The sequence below is a fragment of the Streptomyces sp. NBC_01471 genome, from assembly GCF_041438865.1.
Lineage (GTDB): Bacteria > Actinomycetota > Actinomycetes > Streptomycetales > Streptomycetaceae > Streptomyces.
The window spans coordinates 3,815,657-3,829,374 of sequence record NZ_CP109450.1 but is presented as its reverse complement, the minus strand read 5'-3'; the positions used below and the strand labels follow the sequence as shown (position 1 = coordinate 3,829,374).

Genomic DNA, 13,718 nt, shown 5'->3' with positions numbered 1-13,718 from the left:
CACCATGGCGCAGGCACTGCAGAGGGCTATGCGCGATGCGATGGCCGAGGACCCCGCCGTGCATGTCATGGGGGAGGACGTCGGGACACTCGGCGGGGTGTTCCGGGTCACCGACGGCCTCGCGAAGGAGTTCGGCGAGGACCGCTGTACGGACACGCCGCTCGCTGAGGCGGGTATCCTCGGGGCGGCGGTCGGTATGGCGATGTACGGGCTGCGGCCTGTGGTGGAGATGCAGTTCGACGCCTTCGCCTACCCGGCGTTCGAGCAGCTCGTCAGCCACGTGTCGCGGATGCGCAACCGCACCCGGGGGGCGCTGCCGATGCCGATCGTGGTGCGGGTGCCGTACGGCGGCGGGATCGGCGGGGTCGAGCACCACAGTGACTCGTCGGAGGCGTACTACATGGCCACTCCGGGGCTCCATGTCGTCACGCCGTCCACGGTCCCCGACGCGTACGGGCTGCTGCGCGCCGCCATCGCCTCCGACGACCCGGTCATCTTCCTGGAGCCGAAGCGGCTCTACTGGTCGAAGGCCGAGTGGTCGCCCGACGCGCCTGCCGCCGTGGAGCCGATAGGCCGGGCCGTGGTCCGGCGCGCGGGCAGCAGTGCCACTCTCCTGACGTACGGGCCGTCGGTGCCGGTCTGCCTGGAGGCGGCGGAGGCTGCCCGTGACGAGGGCTGGGACCTGGAGGTCGTGGATCTGCGCTCGCTGGTGCCGTTCGACGACGCCACGGTGTGTGCTTCGGTCCGGCGTACGGGCCGGGCGGTCGTTGTGCATGAGTCGGCCGGATTCGGCGGGCCCGGCGGGGAGATCGCCGCCCGGGTGACGGAGCGCTGCTTCCACCATCTGGAGGCGCCGGTGCTGCGGGTCGCCGGGTTCGACATCCCGTATCCGCCGCCCATGCTGGAACGGCATCATCTGCCGGGTGTGGACCGGGTGCTGGACGCGGTCGCACGATTGCAGTGGGAGGCACAGAGCTGATGGCCATTGTTTCTGATGCTTCTGACGCGTCTGATGTGAACTGCCTGGAATTCAAGCTGCCGGACCTTGGGGAAGGGCTGACCGAGGCCGAGATCGTGCGGTGGCTGGTGGAGATCGGCGATGTCGTCGCGGTCGACCAGCCGGTCGTCGAGGTCGAGACGGCGAAGGCGCTGGTGGAGGTGCCCTGTCCGTACGCGGGCATGGTGACCGCCCGGTTCGGTGAGGAGGGCGCCGAACTGCCGGTCGGGTCCCCGCTGCTGACGGTGACGGTGGGGCCGGAGGTCGGCGCGGGGGCCGGTGGCAGCTCCAGTGATGCCGACCGTGGAAGCGGTGGGAGCGCTGCCGGGGCTGCTGGCGCTGCCGGTTCCGTGGGGGCTCCGGCGGGTGATGACGATTCGTCGGGGAACGTGCTTGTGGGGTACGGGACGAGCGGTGCGGTGGCCGCGCGGCGGCGGCGTGTACGGGTGACGGGTGGCACCCGGCTGGATCCCGTCCCGTCCTCCACGCTCCGGCCCGGCCCTGTTCCGGTGATTTCTCCGCTGGTACGGCGGCTGGCCCGCGAACACGGCCTGGACCTGAGAGGGCTGGCGGGCAGCGGCCCGGACGGACTGATTCTGCGCTCGGATGTGGAGCAGGCGATACGTACACCTGCCGCCGATGTGACCGACCGGCCCGCGCGAGTGGAGGCGGGCCGGGCCCCGGAACCGGCCGAGGCTGCGCCGGTCGCTGCGGTGGCGGGGAGCCGGGTTCCGCTGCGGGGGATGCGTGGTGCCGTCGCGGACAAGCTCGCCCGCAGCCGTCGCGAGATACCCGACGCGACGTGCTGGGTCGACGCGGACGCCACCGCGTTCATGGCCGCGCGGACGGCCATGAACGCGGCGGCCGGCCCGACAGTTCCGAAGATCTCGGTGCTGGCGTTGCTGGCCCGGGTCTGCACGGCGGCCCTGGCGCGTTTTCCCGAGCTGAACTCGACGGTGGACACGGAGGCACGGGAGATCGTGCGCCTGCCGTCCGTACACCTCGGCTTCGCCGCACAGACGGAGCGCGGGCTGGTGGTGCCGGTGGTGCGCGAGGCCGACGGGCGCACGACGGAGTCACTCAACGACGAGTTCATACGGCTGACGGAGGCGGCCAGGAGCGGGGCACTGACCCCGGCGGAGCTGACGGGCGGCACGTTCACGCTGAACAACTACGGGGTGTTCGGGGTCGACGGCTCCACACCGATCATCAACCACCCCGAGGCGGCGATGCTGGGCGTCGGCAGGATCGTGCCCAAGCCCTGGGTGCACGAGGGGGAGCTCGCTGTGCGGCAGGTGGTGCAGCTGTCCCTCACGTTCGACCACAGGGTGTGCGACGGCGGGACGGCGGGAGGCTTCTTGCGCTACGTGGCGGACTGCGTGGAGCAGCCGGCGGTGCTGCTGCGGGGGGTCTAGGGCCGCGCAGCGGTGGAAGGGCGGGCCGGCCCTGGGTGCTGTCATTGCTGCACGGCGGCATCCCCCCGGGCCGACCTGCCGGGCTGACCTCCCGGGCTGACCTCCCGGGCCCATCTGCCGGGCCGACCTCCCGGGCCCATCTGCCGGGGCCCCGACTTGGCCGACCTCCCCGGGCCCCGACCTCCCGGGCTGACCCCCCGGGCCCATCTGCCGGGCCGACTTGCCGGGCCGACCTGCCGGGCCCCGACTTGGCCGACCTCCCCGGGCCCCGACGTCCCGGGCCAGCCTCCCTGGGCCCGGGGCCACCCCTCCCGGGCCCACCTCCCGAGCCGACCCGCCGGGCCCACCCCCCGGTGCCATATCGCGGAGCGCTGTCGCGGCCCATACTCGCGGGATGACCTTGTATGACGCCGTGGTGCTCGCCGGAGGGGCCGCCAAGCGGCTCGGCGGTGCCGACAAACCCGGCCTCACCGTGGGAGGGCTGACACTGCTCGACCGGGTGCTCGGAGCCTGTCGAGGTGCCGGGACCACCGTTGTCGTCGGGGGGCGGCGGGAGACCGTGCGGCCCGTGGCCTGGGCCCGCGAGGAGCCGCCCGGCGGTGGGCCGCTGGCGGCGCTCGGAGCCGGGGTACGCGGAGTGTCGGCCGGAACCGTGCTCGTACTCTCCGCGGACCTGCCCTTTCTGGGGGAGGCCACCGTGCCGGCGCTGCTCGCCGCCCTTGGAACGGGGCCCCGCGAAGGGGTGTTGCTCACCGATCCGGGCGGCCGGGACCAGCCTCTCGTCGCCGCCTACCGCACCGACGCACTGCGCCGCGGACTCGCGCTGCTCGCCACCGAGCACGGCTCGCTCACCGGGCTGCCCCTGCGGCTGCTGACCGCCGGACTCGACCTCGTCCGGATCGCCGCGGACCCCCTGGCCTCGTTCGACTGCGACACCTGGCAGGACGTGGCGTCGGCGCGCGCCCGTATCAGGGAGCATGGGTACGTGCTTGATGAATGGATCACCGCAGTCAAGGCCGAGCTGGGCATCGAGCTCGATGTCGACACCGGCGTCCTCCTCGACCTGGCCCGCGATGCCGCACACGGCGTGGCCAGGCCGGCCGCACCGCTGACGACCTTTCTCGTCGGTTATGCCGCGGCGAAAGCGGAACAGGACGGGCCCGAGGCTGTTGCCACGGCCTCGCGCAAGGCCGCCGCGCTCGCCAACCGGTGGGCGGACGAAGCCGGAGAGGCCAAGGGGACCGACGCCGGATGACCGGACAGCAGGACCGCGACCTGGACGAAGCGCTCGCGCTCGTCGGCAGGGAGCCACCGGCCGTGCCGCAGCCCGCCGCATCGGAGAACCGTCACGGCCACCACGGCCACCACGCTGCATCCGGGAAGCAGCCTCCCGCACCGGAGGAGCACCGCGCCGCGGCGGAGAAGCACCGCGCCGCGCCCTGGGCCGATGCCCGCGACCGTGCCGCGAGGGCGGGACGTGCGGTGCCCGTATCCGCGCGGCGGGCACCGCTGGACCGGGCACTGGGCCTGATCCTCGCCGGGCCGCTGACCGCGCTCACCGATCTGCCGTCCTTCGACACCTCGGCCATGGACGGCTGGGCGGTCTCCGGGCCGGGGCCCTGGCGGGTCAGCGACGGGGACGGCATCCTCGCCGGTCACGCCGAGCCCGAGCCGCTCGCCGACGGCGATGCCGTACGGATCGCCACCGGTGCCCGGATCCCGCGTGACGCGACCGCCGTCGTCCGCACCGAACACGCCCGGACGGACGGCCGTACCGGGCAGCTGCACGCGCAGCGTCACGTCGTCACCGGACAGGACATCAGGCCCCGGGGGCAGGAATGCCGCACAGGCGACCAGCTTCTGCCCACCGGAGGTCTGGTGACCCCCGCGGTGCTCGGTCTGGCAGCCGCGGCAGGTTACGACGAGCTGCCGGTCCTCCCCCGCCCCCGGGTGGAAGTGCTGGTCCTGGGCGATGAGTTGCTGGCCGATGGGCTCCCGCACGACGGACTGATCCGGGACGCTCTGGGGCCGATGATCGGGCCCTGGCTGCGGACCCTCGGCGCCGAGGTCCTGGCAACGCGGTGGCTCGGTGACGATGCCGACGTGCTCCGGCAGGCCATCGCGGGCTCCGGGGCCGATCTGGTCATCACCACCGGGGGCACCGCCGCCGGGCCCGTCGACCATGTCCATCCGATCCTGCACAAGCTCGGTGCCGAGCTGCTGGTCGACAGCGTCGCCGTGCGCCCCGGACACCCGATGCTGCTGGCCCGGCTGGCTGACGGACGCCATCTCGTCGGGCTCCCCGGGAACCCACTGGCCGCCGTATCCGGGCTGCTGACGCTCGCCGATCCACTGCTGCGCGGGCTCGCCGGGCGCGCTGTCGTGGAGGCTTACGCCATGCCCGTAACCGAAGAGGTGCACGGCCACCCGTACGACACCCGACTCGTGCCAGTGGTGCACCGGACAGATGAGGTGGTTCCGCTGCATTTCCATGGACCGGCGATGCTCCGCGGTATCGCTGCCGCGGATGGGCTCGCCGTCGTACCGTCCGGAGGTGCGCGGGCCGGGCAGCTGCTGGAGATCCTCGATCTGCCGTGGGCGGGGGAGTGTTTCACGTGAAACTGCCCGGTCACGATGCCCTCGACCGGCAGGTGGGGGAGAAGCTGGTCACCCGGCGGGTGAAACTGCCCCGCCGGGTGGTCGAGCGGCCGCTCCGGCAGGTCGGCAGGCGGGTCCTGATCGCGCTGCTGGTGCTGGCCGTGACGGCGCTCATCGTCTGGTTCGACCGCGACGGGTACCACGACAACGCGGACAGCAAGGTCGACCTGCTCGACTCCTTCTACTACGCCACGGTCACCCTCTCCACCACGGGTTACGGCGACATCGTCCCGTACAGCGACGGTGCCAGACTCACCAACATCCTCGTTGTCACGCCGCTGCGCGTGCTGTTCCTGATCATCCTGGTCGGCACCACTCTCGAAGTGCTCACCGAGCGCACCCGGGAGGAGTGGCGGCTGAACCGCTGGAGGCTCCGCTTGCGTGACCACACCGTCGTCATCGGATTCGGTACGAAGGGCCGCTCCGCGATGCAGACGCTGTGTGCGACCGGTCTGAAGCGGGAGCAGATCGTCGTCGTCGACCCCAACAGCAAAGTCATCGAGGCCGCCAACGCGGAGGGCTTCGCGGGCGTCATCGGGGACGCGACCCGCAGTGACGTACTGCTTCGCGCCGAGTTGCAGCGTGCCCGGCAGATCGTCATCGCCACCCAGCGCGACGACACCGCCGTGCTGGTCACGCTGACCGCGCGGCAGCTCAACCGCGGCGCGAAGATCGTCGCCGCGGTGCGAGAGGAGGAGAACGCTCCGCTGCTGCGCCAGTCCGGTGCGGACGCGGTGATCACGAGCGCCAGTGCGGCGGGACGGCTCCTCGGCCTCTCCGTGCTCAGCCCGAGCGCGGGAACCGTGATGGAGGACCTGATCCAGCAGGGCAGTGGCCTCGACCTGGTCGAACGGCCGGTCATAAAGGCAGAGGTGGGACGGAGCGTCCGGGACGCGAACGATCTGGTCGTCACCGTGAAGCGCGGGCACCGGCTGATCGGGTACGACGACCCCGATGCCAGCCCGCTTCAGCTCACCGACCGGGTGATCGCGATCGTCCGGGTTTCCCCCAAGGCGGCCGGAGCCGGCGCGGAGTAGCCTCGCGATCATGCATGCGATCACGATCCCCGAATCCGGCGGTCCCGAGGCGCTTGTCTGGGCCGAAGTACCCGACCCCGTCCCCGGCGAGGGCGAAGTCCTCGTCGAGGTCGTGGCGTCCGCCGTCAACCGCGCCGATGTCCTGCAGCGCCAGGGCTTCTACAACCCGCCTCCCGGGGCGTCGCCGTACCCCGGCCTGGAATGCTCCGGGCGGATCACGGCCCTCGGGCCGGGGGTGTCCGGGTGGGCCGTCGGCGACGAGGTGTGCGCACTGCTGGGCGGCGGGGGGTACGCGGAGAAGGTCGCCGTACCGGTGGGGCAGCTGCTGCCCGTACCGGACGGGATCGATCTCGTCACGGCAGCGGGGCTGCCGGAAGTGACCTGCACCGTCTGGTCGAATGTCTTCATGGTCGCCCATCTGCGGCCCGGCGAGATGCTTCTGGTGCATGGCGGGTCGAGCGGGATCGGCACGATGGCGATCCAGCTGGGCAAGGCGGTGGGCGCACGGGTTGCCGTGACCGCGGGCAGCCCCGAGAAACTGGCCCGCTGTGCGGAGCTGGGCGCCGACGTACTGATCAACTACCGCGAGCAGGACTTCGTCGAGGAGATCCGGAAGGCGACCGGCGGGGCCGGTGCCGACGTCATTCTCGACATCGTCGGTGCGAAGTACCTGGACCGGAACGTGGAGGCGCTGGCGACCAGTGGGCGGCTGGCGGTGATCGGCATGCAGGGCGGTGCGAAGGGCGAGCTGAACCTCGCGACACTGCTGGGCAAGCGGGGTGCCGTTACGGCCACGTCGTTGCGTGCGCGGCCGCTGGGTGAGAAGGCGGCGATCGTCGCAGCGGTCCGTGAGCATGTCTGGCCGCTGATTTCAGGCGGCCGGGTGCGGCCGGTGGTGGACCAGGAGCTGCCGATGGCTCTCGCAGCCGAGGGTCACCGGGTCCTGGACTCCGGGGTGCACGTGGGGAAGGTCCTGCTGCGGGCGTAGGCCCCGGGACGGTCGGTTCTCCTGCGAGGACGCTGCTGGTTGATTCGGCCCTGACTGCTCGGCCCTGATTGCGTGGCCCGATCGCTCGGCCCGATCGCTCGGCCTGAGCGCTTTGCCCCGCCGCTGTGCGGCGGGGCAAAGCGCTGCCGGGGGACGGGTGCGGGTAGGCGCCCGGGGTGGGTCGGTGCATCGGGCGGCGATGCGGGTGGGGCTCACGGCGGTGCCGGGCGCCGGTGAGCCGGTACGCCGGTGCCGGAAACGGACGGTCCTACGGGTGGTAGATCTCCTGCATGGCGGTGATCTGGTTCTGGCCGTTGACGCGGTAGTAGAAGTACGGGCTGTTGGCGAGCTTGTGGTTCACCAGCCACTTCGGGGTGACCTTCACGGTCGTGGTGTCGCTGAGGACCTTGACGGAGGCGCCCGAGGCGACGACGAGTGACTTGGCCGCTCCGCTCGCGGTGTAGATGACGTCCTCGTCGTTCACCGTGTTGACCTTGCACGTCTCCGGGGTGACGCGCACGACGGTTTTGCCCCGGACGTTCTTGGCGGAGTCCAGCTTGAAGAAGTGCTTGTATCCGGCGGGCAGGTGGCACGGCTTCCAGGCCGTGGCGCCCGTGGCCCCCGTGGTCCTGGCCTGCGCGTCGGCGACGGTGGCCGTAGCCGGACCGCCGGTGGCCGAATCGGCCTTGATGGACACGATCGGGGCGCTCGCCGCTGTGCGCGGGCTGGCGCCGGAAGACCCACACGCGGTGGCGACGAGCGCGGCGGCGGAGGCGAGGACGACTGCGGCGGAGACGTAACGGTGGTTCATGGACATCCTCTGCGACGAAGATCTGCTGGCACCAAGGGAGACAGCGGACGGCAGACAAGGGTTTCACCGGCCGTCGGCTGTGACCGGACGGTGACAACCGTCACACCGCGGAGACGATCGGCCGGTCCGGCGCGTCTGGCCCAGAGCCCGGATCCGCACCTCCGCCCGACAGCACTTCGCCCCGCCGAGCATCAACTCGACGGGGCGAACGGACCAACGGCGCCCCGCTCGCCGCAGGACGCCGGCCCCTGGGCTCCGGGCTGGGGCCGGTGAAGCGGTGCGAGAGGGGCCGAAGGCAGAAATCAGAGGCAGAAATCAGAGGCAGGGATCGGAGGCAGGGATCAGAGGTACGGGCCGGAACGGATCGCTCCGTGGCCGCCTTCCCCGTCTTCCTCCTCCGGGCCGGCCGCGCCGGGAGGAAGCGCCCGGCGCATCTGCTCCAGCTGGGCCCTCGCCGCCATCTGCTGGGCGAACAGCGCAGTCTGGATGCCGTGGAACAGACCCTCCAGCCAGCCCACCAACTGCGCCTGCGCGATGCGCAGTTCCGCCTCCGACGGGATGGCCTCGTTGGTGAACGGGAGCGAGAGGCGTTCCAGCTCCTCCACCAGCTCGGGGGCCAGGCCGTCCTCCAGCTCCTTCACGGACGAGGCGTGGATGTCCTTGAGACGGACCCGGCTCGCCTCGTCGAGAGGGGCTGCCCTGACCTCCTCCAGGAGCTGTTTGATCATGCTGCCGATGCGCATGACCTTGGCGGGCTGTTCCACCATTTCTGTCACTGGGACCTCGCGCGACTCGTCGTCACCGCCGGCCCCGCCGCCGAGCGCCATCCCGTCCTGTCCCACGATGAGGACCTTGGGGTGCTCCTCCGGCTGTTCCGACCGTTCACTCCTCGGCATCTCCATGCCGCCATTGTCTCGCACACGTACTCCATGAGGGGTTGTGCCCCCGATCCGGGCTGATCCACCGCATCCGCGGCGTTTGCCGCGTACACGGAGGCCACCGCGTCCACGGCGTCTACCGCGTCCACGGAGCACGCCACGTCCACCGGAGCACGCCGCGTCCACCGCGACGGGTCGCGACAGTCGGCCCGCATCAGTCGGCACGCCTGGCCAGGACCAGGCGGGACCGGGTGAAGCCTGCGGCCAGCAGACCGGCCAGGACCGGTACGGCCACGGCGAGGATGCCGATGGTCTCCCACGGCAGCACGATCGGCGTGTACGCGGAGTCCATCGGATGCAGCTTCATCTGGTCCAGCGCCCTCTTGAGGTCCGTGAGCCGCACCGCGACAGCGGGCACCGCACCCGCCGCGGTACCGAGCAGCACGCCCGTTCCCGCGACCACCGCGCACTGGAAGCCGCTGAGCGTGCGCCGTACGCCGGGCGGGGCGCCGATCGCGCTCAGGGTCGTCAGGTCGGCCTCCGCGTCCGCCTTCGCCAGGCCGGTGGTGATGGCGGCCGCGCCCAGCGTCACCACGCCCGAGAACAGCGCGAGGATCAGCAGGGTGGCGTCGCTGTTGTCCGGCTTCTGGTCCTGCCAGAGAGAGGCACCGCCGTTGGCCAGCGACATCCCGTCGTCGAAGCGCTGTTCCTCCGCGTCGGTCGGCTGGCGCGTGACGCGGTAGACGACGGCGACCGGACTCGTGTGCAGTCCGATGCGCTCGGCGGTGGCCTGCGGCATGATCATGCGGATCCCGGGGGTGGCCGCGTACCGGTCGGCCGCGCGGTAGACCGAGAGGTGACTGACGGTCGTCCTGGCCTTCCCGGGGTGCCGTTCGCGGTTCGCCTTGTCCTCGGCGACATAGCGGTGGACGGCTTTCAGGGTGATCTTGCCGTCCGCCCCGGCGTACGCGTTGTTGAGGAGTACGGGCGTGCCCGCGGCCAGCGCCCTGGCGGCGGCCGGGTCCTTCAGGCCGGCATAGACGCGCAGAGCCGCGCTGTCACCGACGACGATCTCCGAGTCACCGCCGAAGTTGGCGTCGGCGTACTCCGCGTCCCTGCACTTCGGCGAGTTCATCAGCTGCTTGTGCCCGTCCGCGGAGAGCCTGGCCGCCAGGTCCTTGCCACCGGCCGCCTGCAGCGGGCAGATGTTGGCCTTCGGCTTGGGCATGGTGAGCGAACCGCACGCATCGGTGTCCGCGTCGTCGAACCGGTCGCAGTCGCTGCCCGCCCACACCCGGCTGACGGTGGCGGGCGAGCCCTCCACCGGCAGGTCGCGCCGGGCGAGCCCCCGGGCCAGTCCCAGCGCCCTCGCCGGGTCGGCGTGCTCCCCATAGGTGTCGGCGTGGATCGAGAGAACGCCGGGCGGCAGGGTGCGATGGATGTCGTACGCCTGTTCCGCCTGGGTGCTCGCGGTGTACGTCGAGATGGCCACCGTGCCCGCGACCGCGGCCATCACCGCGGCGACGGCCGGTGCTGTACGCCCCCGATTGCGGGCCGCGTCGCGCAGGGCGAGCCGCGGGGCGAGCGGGAAGAAGCGTCCCAGCCGCCCGAGCGACCCGACGATCACCGGGATGCAGGCGAGCACGCCGAGCTCCGCGAGGACCGAGCCGGCGGCGACCGGCATCGCGCGGCCCTTGAGCCCGCCCAGGACGGCGGCAGCGCCTCCGAGCACGATGGCGACGGTCCCGAGCACCGGCATCACCCGCGACGAGCGGCGCACCCCGCGCCGGCCCGTGAGCGATTCGACGACCGGTTGCCGGCCCGCCACGAGGGCCGGCACCAGCGCCGCCAGCACCCCGGTGACCAGGCCGATCGCCGTGATACCCAGCAGCTCCCAGGGATGGATCTCGATGCCGCCGAACCGCGTGCCCGTCCACCCCTCGATCACGGGGCGCAGCGCGACCGTCAGGACGAGCCCGGCGGCGGTACCGGCCACCGCGCCCGCACCGCCCAGCACCGCTCCCCCGGCGAGCACCGCGGCGCGGATGTGCCGCCGGTCGCCGCCGCAGGTGCCGACCAGGCCGAGCTGGCGGCGCGAGCGGCGCGCACCGACCGCGAAGGCCGGGCCGGCCAGCAGCACGATCTCCAGCACCGCCATGGTGACGACGGTCGCCAGTGCCGCGGTCAGCCTGAGCCCCGGACCCGAGCCGGTGTCACTGCCGCTGAACTGGGAGGCCATCGGCACCTCGGAGTCCGGCGGCGGGTCGAGGACGACGCTGCGGGACTCGACGAGCACGCCGTGCTTGTTGGCCGCGAGGACGTCCTGCCAGCTCACCCCCGACCCTCCGGCGGCCTTGACGAAGAGGGACCGGCCGCCGGGAGTGGGCTGCGCGAGAGTGTGGTCGGCGGCGGCCGCCCGCTGCCAGGGCTTGATGAGGGCGCCCGGCCGCACGTACAGGAACCCGGTCTTGAGATCGGTGGGTACTTCGACGGCGCCGGTGATCGTGAAGGTCTTGTCGATGCCCCGGACCGTGGTGTGCGAACCGACGTGCAGCCCGGCCGACTTCAGGAAGGTGTCGTTGGCGACGATGTCGCGGTCGGTCTTCGGGTACGCACCGCGCACCAGCTTGACCATTCCACGGACCAGCGGGTCGGCGGTGTCCAGTTCGGTGATGGTTTTGGCCGTGATGCCGTACGCGGTGGTGACGGTCGCCAGCACGTCCTGCCGGGTGATGGCCCGTGCGCCCCTGGGGAGCGCGGCTTTCAGATCCGGCGGGCCGGTGTGCGGTCCGGCCTTACCGCCGGACGCTGAGTCGGACGCGGAGTTGGAGGCTGAGCCGGACGCGGAGCCGGTCGCCGTGCCGGACTCGCCCTCGTCCTCCGCGCCGGCCTGCTGGTACGAGTCGCCCTGCGGCATCTGTGCGATCGGGCCGCCGCCGAGGCCCGGATCGCTGAACAGCGCATCCGCCGTGCCCATCGAGGCGGTCAGCTCCTCGGCCTGCGTCGAGACCGAACTGCGGTACGTGACGTCCGCCGCCGTGACGCCCAGCACCGGCAGCGCGATCATGGCAACGACCAGGGCGCTGCGGCCCTTGGCCCGCAGCGCGTCCCTGCGGGCGATGCGGAGGGCGGCGCGCCAGCCCGTGAACACGCTCACTTGGCGCCCTCGGCTGCGAGCAGCGAATGGGGGCCCGTGCTGATCGTCTGGTCGACGACCGAACCGTCCCGCAGGAACACCACCCGGTCCGCCCAGGCCGCGTGCCGGGGTTCGTGGGTGACCATGACAGCCGCCGCGCCCGCGTCGCAGCGGGTGCGCAGCAGGGCCAGCACCGCTTCGCCGGTCTCGGAGTCCAGGGCGCCGGTCGGTTCGTCGGCGAGTACGAGCCGCCGGTCGCCCACGAGGGCGCGGGCGATGGCCACGCGCTGCTGCTGACCGCCGGACATCTCGTCCGGGAAGCGGTCCGCGACCTCGGCCAGCTTCATCCCGTCGAGCGCTTCCCTGGCCTCCTTGCGGGCCTTGCGTACGGATACGCCGTCCAGTTCGCGGGGCAGGGCGATGTTCTCGGCCGCGGTGAGCGCGGGGATGAGGTTGTAGTCCTGGAAGACGTACCCGACGCTGCGGCGGCGCAGGGCGGCGAGCCGTTTGCGGCTGAGGACGGCGATGTCCTGGCCCTCGATGATCACCTGCCCGGTGCTCGCGGTGTCCAGGCCGCCGGCCAGCGTGAGCAGGGTGGACTTGCCGGAGCCCGACGGGCCCATGATGGCGACGAGTTCACCCGCCCGGACGGTGAGGTCCACACTGCGGAGTGCGTGCACCTCGGCTATGCCGCTGCCGTGGGTACGGGTGAGGCTCCTGAGCTCCAGTACGGGTGGTGCGGTGGTCTGCGCGGGCATGGGTCCCCCTGGGAACGGGTGGTCGGTCGGCTGGGTGTTCGGCGTCGGCCCGGCCCGGACGCTGCCCTCAAGCCCCAGTCCTCAGGCCCCTGTTCTCAGGTGGCGGACGGGCCGAGCGGGGGGCCGGGCGGGCATGGTGGGCCGGGGTTTCCGTCCTCAGGTGCCGGACGGGCTCGGTGGGTGGCCGGATGGGCCGGGCACGTGGTGGTACGGGTCCGGCACCTGCCCGAGCGGGCCCGGGCAGGTGCCCGAACGGACCCGCTCGGATGGCTGGACGAGTCGGGTCGGTGCCTGGGCGGGCCGAAAAGGGGGCCGTTCGGGCCGGACACGTGCCCAGTCGGTGCCGGACGGGTGCCCGAACGGGCCTGTCCGATGCCCGAACGGCCCGTCAGTTCCCGCTCAGCGGCGGGTCTTTGTGCGAGTTTTCCGCGCTGTTGCGGGGGCGGGGGCGGGGGCGGGGTCCGTCCGCGCTGCCGCTGCCAGGCGGACCAGGCGGGACTCGCAGTGGTCGAGCCAGCGGGCCTCCGCCTCCGCCTGGAAGATCAGCTGTTCCAGTACGAGCAGCCAGGCCACCTCGTCGCGGTTGGCCGGGGTGGTGTCCAGGGCCTGTGCCTTGAGCCGCGTGTAGTCCTGCATCGCCTTCACCGTGTGGCGGCGCTGCGACTGGATCACCGCGCGGATGTCCACGTCGGGTGCCCCGACGGCCATCGCCAGCTTGATGGCCAGCTCGTCGCGGGCCGGGCTGGTGCGGTCGACCGGGGCCCCGTACCAGCTGTGCAGCTCCTCCCGGCCCTCGTCGGTGATGGCGTACAGCGCGTGGCCCGCGCCGTCCTCGGAGTCCTGCACCACCATGCCGTCGCGCTCCAGGCGGGAGAGCGTCGTATAGACCTGCCCGACGTTGAGCGGCCAGGTGGAGCCGGTCCGGGACTCGAACTCGGTGCGGAGCTGGGAGCCGTAGCGGGGGCCGTGCTCCAGAAGGGCCAGGAGCCCGTGGCGGATCGACATACTCAGTATGTATACCGAGTATGTCGCCGAACGCA

11 protein-coding genes are annotated in these 13,718 nt (G+C 72.1%); 6 read left to right on the top strand and 5 right to left on the bottom strand.

Annotation, left to right across the window (positions count from 1 at the left end):
* Positions 1-4 precede the first annotated feature (4 nt).
* The 6 genes from OG285_RS16780 (at position 5) to OG285_RS16755 (ending at position 7,095) form a co-directional block, all read left to right on the top strand.
* Positions 5-979 (top strand): alpha-ketoacid dehydrogenase subunit beta, encoded by a 975-nt coding sequence (locus OG285_RS16780; protein WP_356826906.1) that lies wholly within the window; start codon positions 5-7, stop codon positions 977-979.
* Positions 979-2,412, top strand: a complete 1,434-nt coding sequence (locus OG285_RS16775) for a dihydrolipoamide acetyltransferase family protein (protein WP_371791425.1) — start codon at positions 979-981, stop codon at positions 2,410-2,412. Before OG285_RS16780 ends, OG285_RS16775 begins: the two co-directional genes overlap by 1 nt.
* Positions 2,413-2,806: 394 nt before the next feature.
* Positions 2,807-3,667: a DUF6457 domain-containing protein gene (locus OG285_RS16770; RefSeq protein WP_371791424.1), complete on the top strand. Its 861-nt coding sequence runs from the start codon at positions 2,807-2,809 to the stop codon at positions 3,665-3,667.
* Positions 3,664-5,031 carry a molybdopterin molybdotransferase MoeA gene (locus tag OG285_RS16765; protein WP_356826728.1) on the top strand — a complete coding sequence of 456 codons (1,368 nt, stop codon included), beginning with the start codon at positions 3,664-3,666 and terminating at the stop codon, positions 5,029-5,031. Before OG285_RS16770 ends, OG285_RS16765 begins: the two co-directional genes overlap by 4 nt.
* Positions 5,028-6,107: a potassium channel family protein gene (locus OG285_RS16760; protein WP_356826727.1), complete on the top strand. Its 1,080-nt coding sequence runs from the start codon at positions 5,028-5,030 to the stop codon at positions 6,105-6,107. The genes OG285_RS16765 and OG285_RS16760 overlap by 4 nt, the downstream gene beginning before the upstream one ends.
* Positions 6,108-6,117: 10 nt before the next feature.
* Positions 6,118-7,095 carry an NAD(P)H-quinone oxidoreductase gene (locus tag OG285_RS16755; protein ID WP_356826726.1) on the top strand — a complete coding sequence of 326 codons (978 nt, stop codon included), beginning with the start codon at positions 6,118-6,120 and terminating at the stop codon, positions 7,093-7,095.
* Between the two features lie 268 nt (positions 7,096-7,363).
* Here OG285_RS16755 and OG285_RS16750 read toward each other — a convergent pair whose 3' ends face one another.
* The 5 genes from OG285_RS16750 to OG285_RS16730 form a co-directional block, all read right to left on the bottom strand.
* Positions 7,364-7,906, bottom strand: a complete 543-nt coding sequence (locus OG285_RS16750; RefSeq protein WP_356826725.1) for a hypothetical protein — start codon at positions 7,904-7,906, stop codon at positions 7,364-7,366.
* Between the two features lie 341 nt (positions 7,907-8,247).
* Positions 8,248-8,808: a bacterial proteasome activator family protein gene (locus OG285_RS16745; protein WP_356826724.1), complete on the bottom strand. Its 561-nt coding sequence runs from the start codon at positions 8,806-8,808 to the stop codon at positions 8,248-8,250.
* A 190-nt stretch (positions 8,809-8,998) separates the two neighbouring features.
* Positions 8,999-11,941, bottom strand: a complete 2,943-nt coding sequence (locus tag OG285_RS16740; RefSeq protein ID WP_371791423.1) for an FtsX-like permease family protein — start codon at positions 11,939-11,941, stop codon at positions 8,999-9,001.
* The gene (locus OG285_RS16735) at positions 11,938-12,678 is read right to left on the bottom strand and encodes an ABC transporter ATP-binding protein (protein WP_371791422.1); all 741 of its coding nucleotides are present in this window, start codon (positions 12,676-12,678) and stop codon (positions 11,938-11,940) included. Before OG285_RS16735 ends, OG285_RS16740 begins: the two co-directional genes overlap by 4 nt.
* A 399-nt stretch (positions 12,679-13,077) precedes the next feature.
* Positions 13,078-13,683, bottom strand: a complete 606-nt coding sequence (locus OG285_RS16730; RefSeq protein ID WP_371791421.1) for a PadR family transcriptional regulator — start codon at positions 13,681-13,683, stop codon at positions 13,078-13,080.
* Between the last annotated feature and the right edge of the window lie 35 nt (positions 13,684-13,718).

Coding starts and splice junctions, on each gene's coding strand:
- OG285_RS16780 (WP_356826906.1), top strand. CDS start 5: ATGGCGCAGGCACTGCAGAGGGCTATGCGCGATGCGATGGCCGAGGAC.
- OG285_RS16755 (WP_356826726.1), top strand. CDS start 6,118: ATGCATGCGATCACGATCCCCGAATCCGGCGGTCCCGAGGCGCTTGTC.
- OG285_RS16775 (WP_371791425.1), top strand. CDS start 979: ATGGCCATTGTTTCTGATGCTTCTGACGCGTCTGATGTGAACTGCCTG.
- OG285_RS16730 (WP_371791421.1), bottom strand. CDS start 13,683: ATGTCGATCCGCCACGGGCTCCTGGCCCTTCTGGAGCACGGCCCCCGC.
- OG285_RS16765 (WP_356826728.1), top strand. CDS start 3,664: ATGACCGGACAGCAGGACCGCGACCTGGACGAAGCGCTCGCGCTCGTC.
- OG285_RS16750 (WP_356826725.1), bottom strand. CDS start 7,906: ATGAACCACCGTTACGTCTCCGCCGCAGTCGTCCTCGCCTCCGCCGCC.
- OG285_RS16770 (WP_371791424.1), top strand. CDS start 2,807: ATGACCTTGTATGACGCCGTGGTGCTCGCCGGAGGGGCCGCCAAGCGG.
- OG285_RS16735 (WP_371791422.1), bottom strand. CDS start 12,678: ATGCCCGCGCAGACCACCGCACCACCCGTACTGGAGCTCAGGAGCCTC.
- OG285_RS16745 (WP_356826724.1), bottom strand. CDS start 8,808: ATGGAGATGCCGAGGAGTGAACGGTCGGAACAGCCGGAGGAGCACCCC.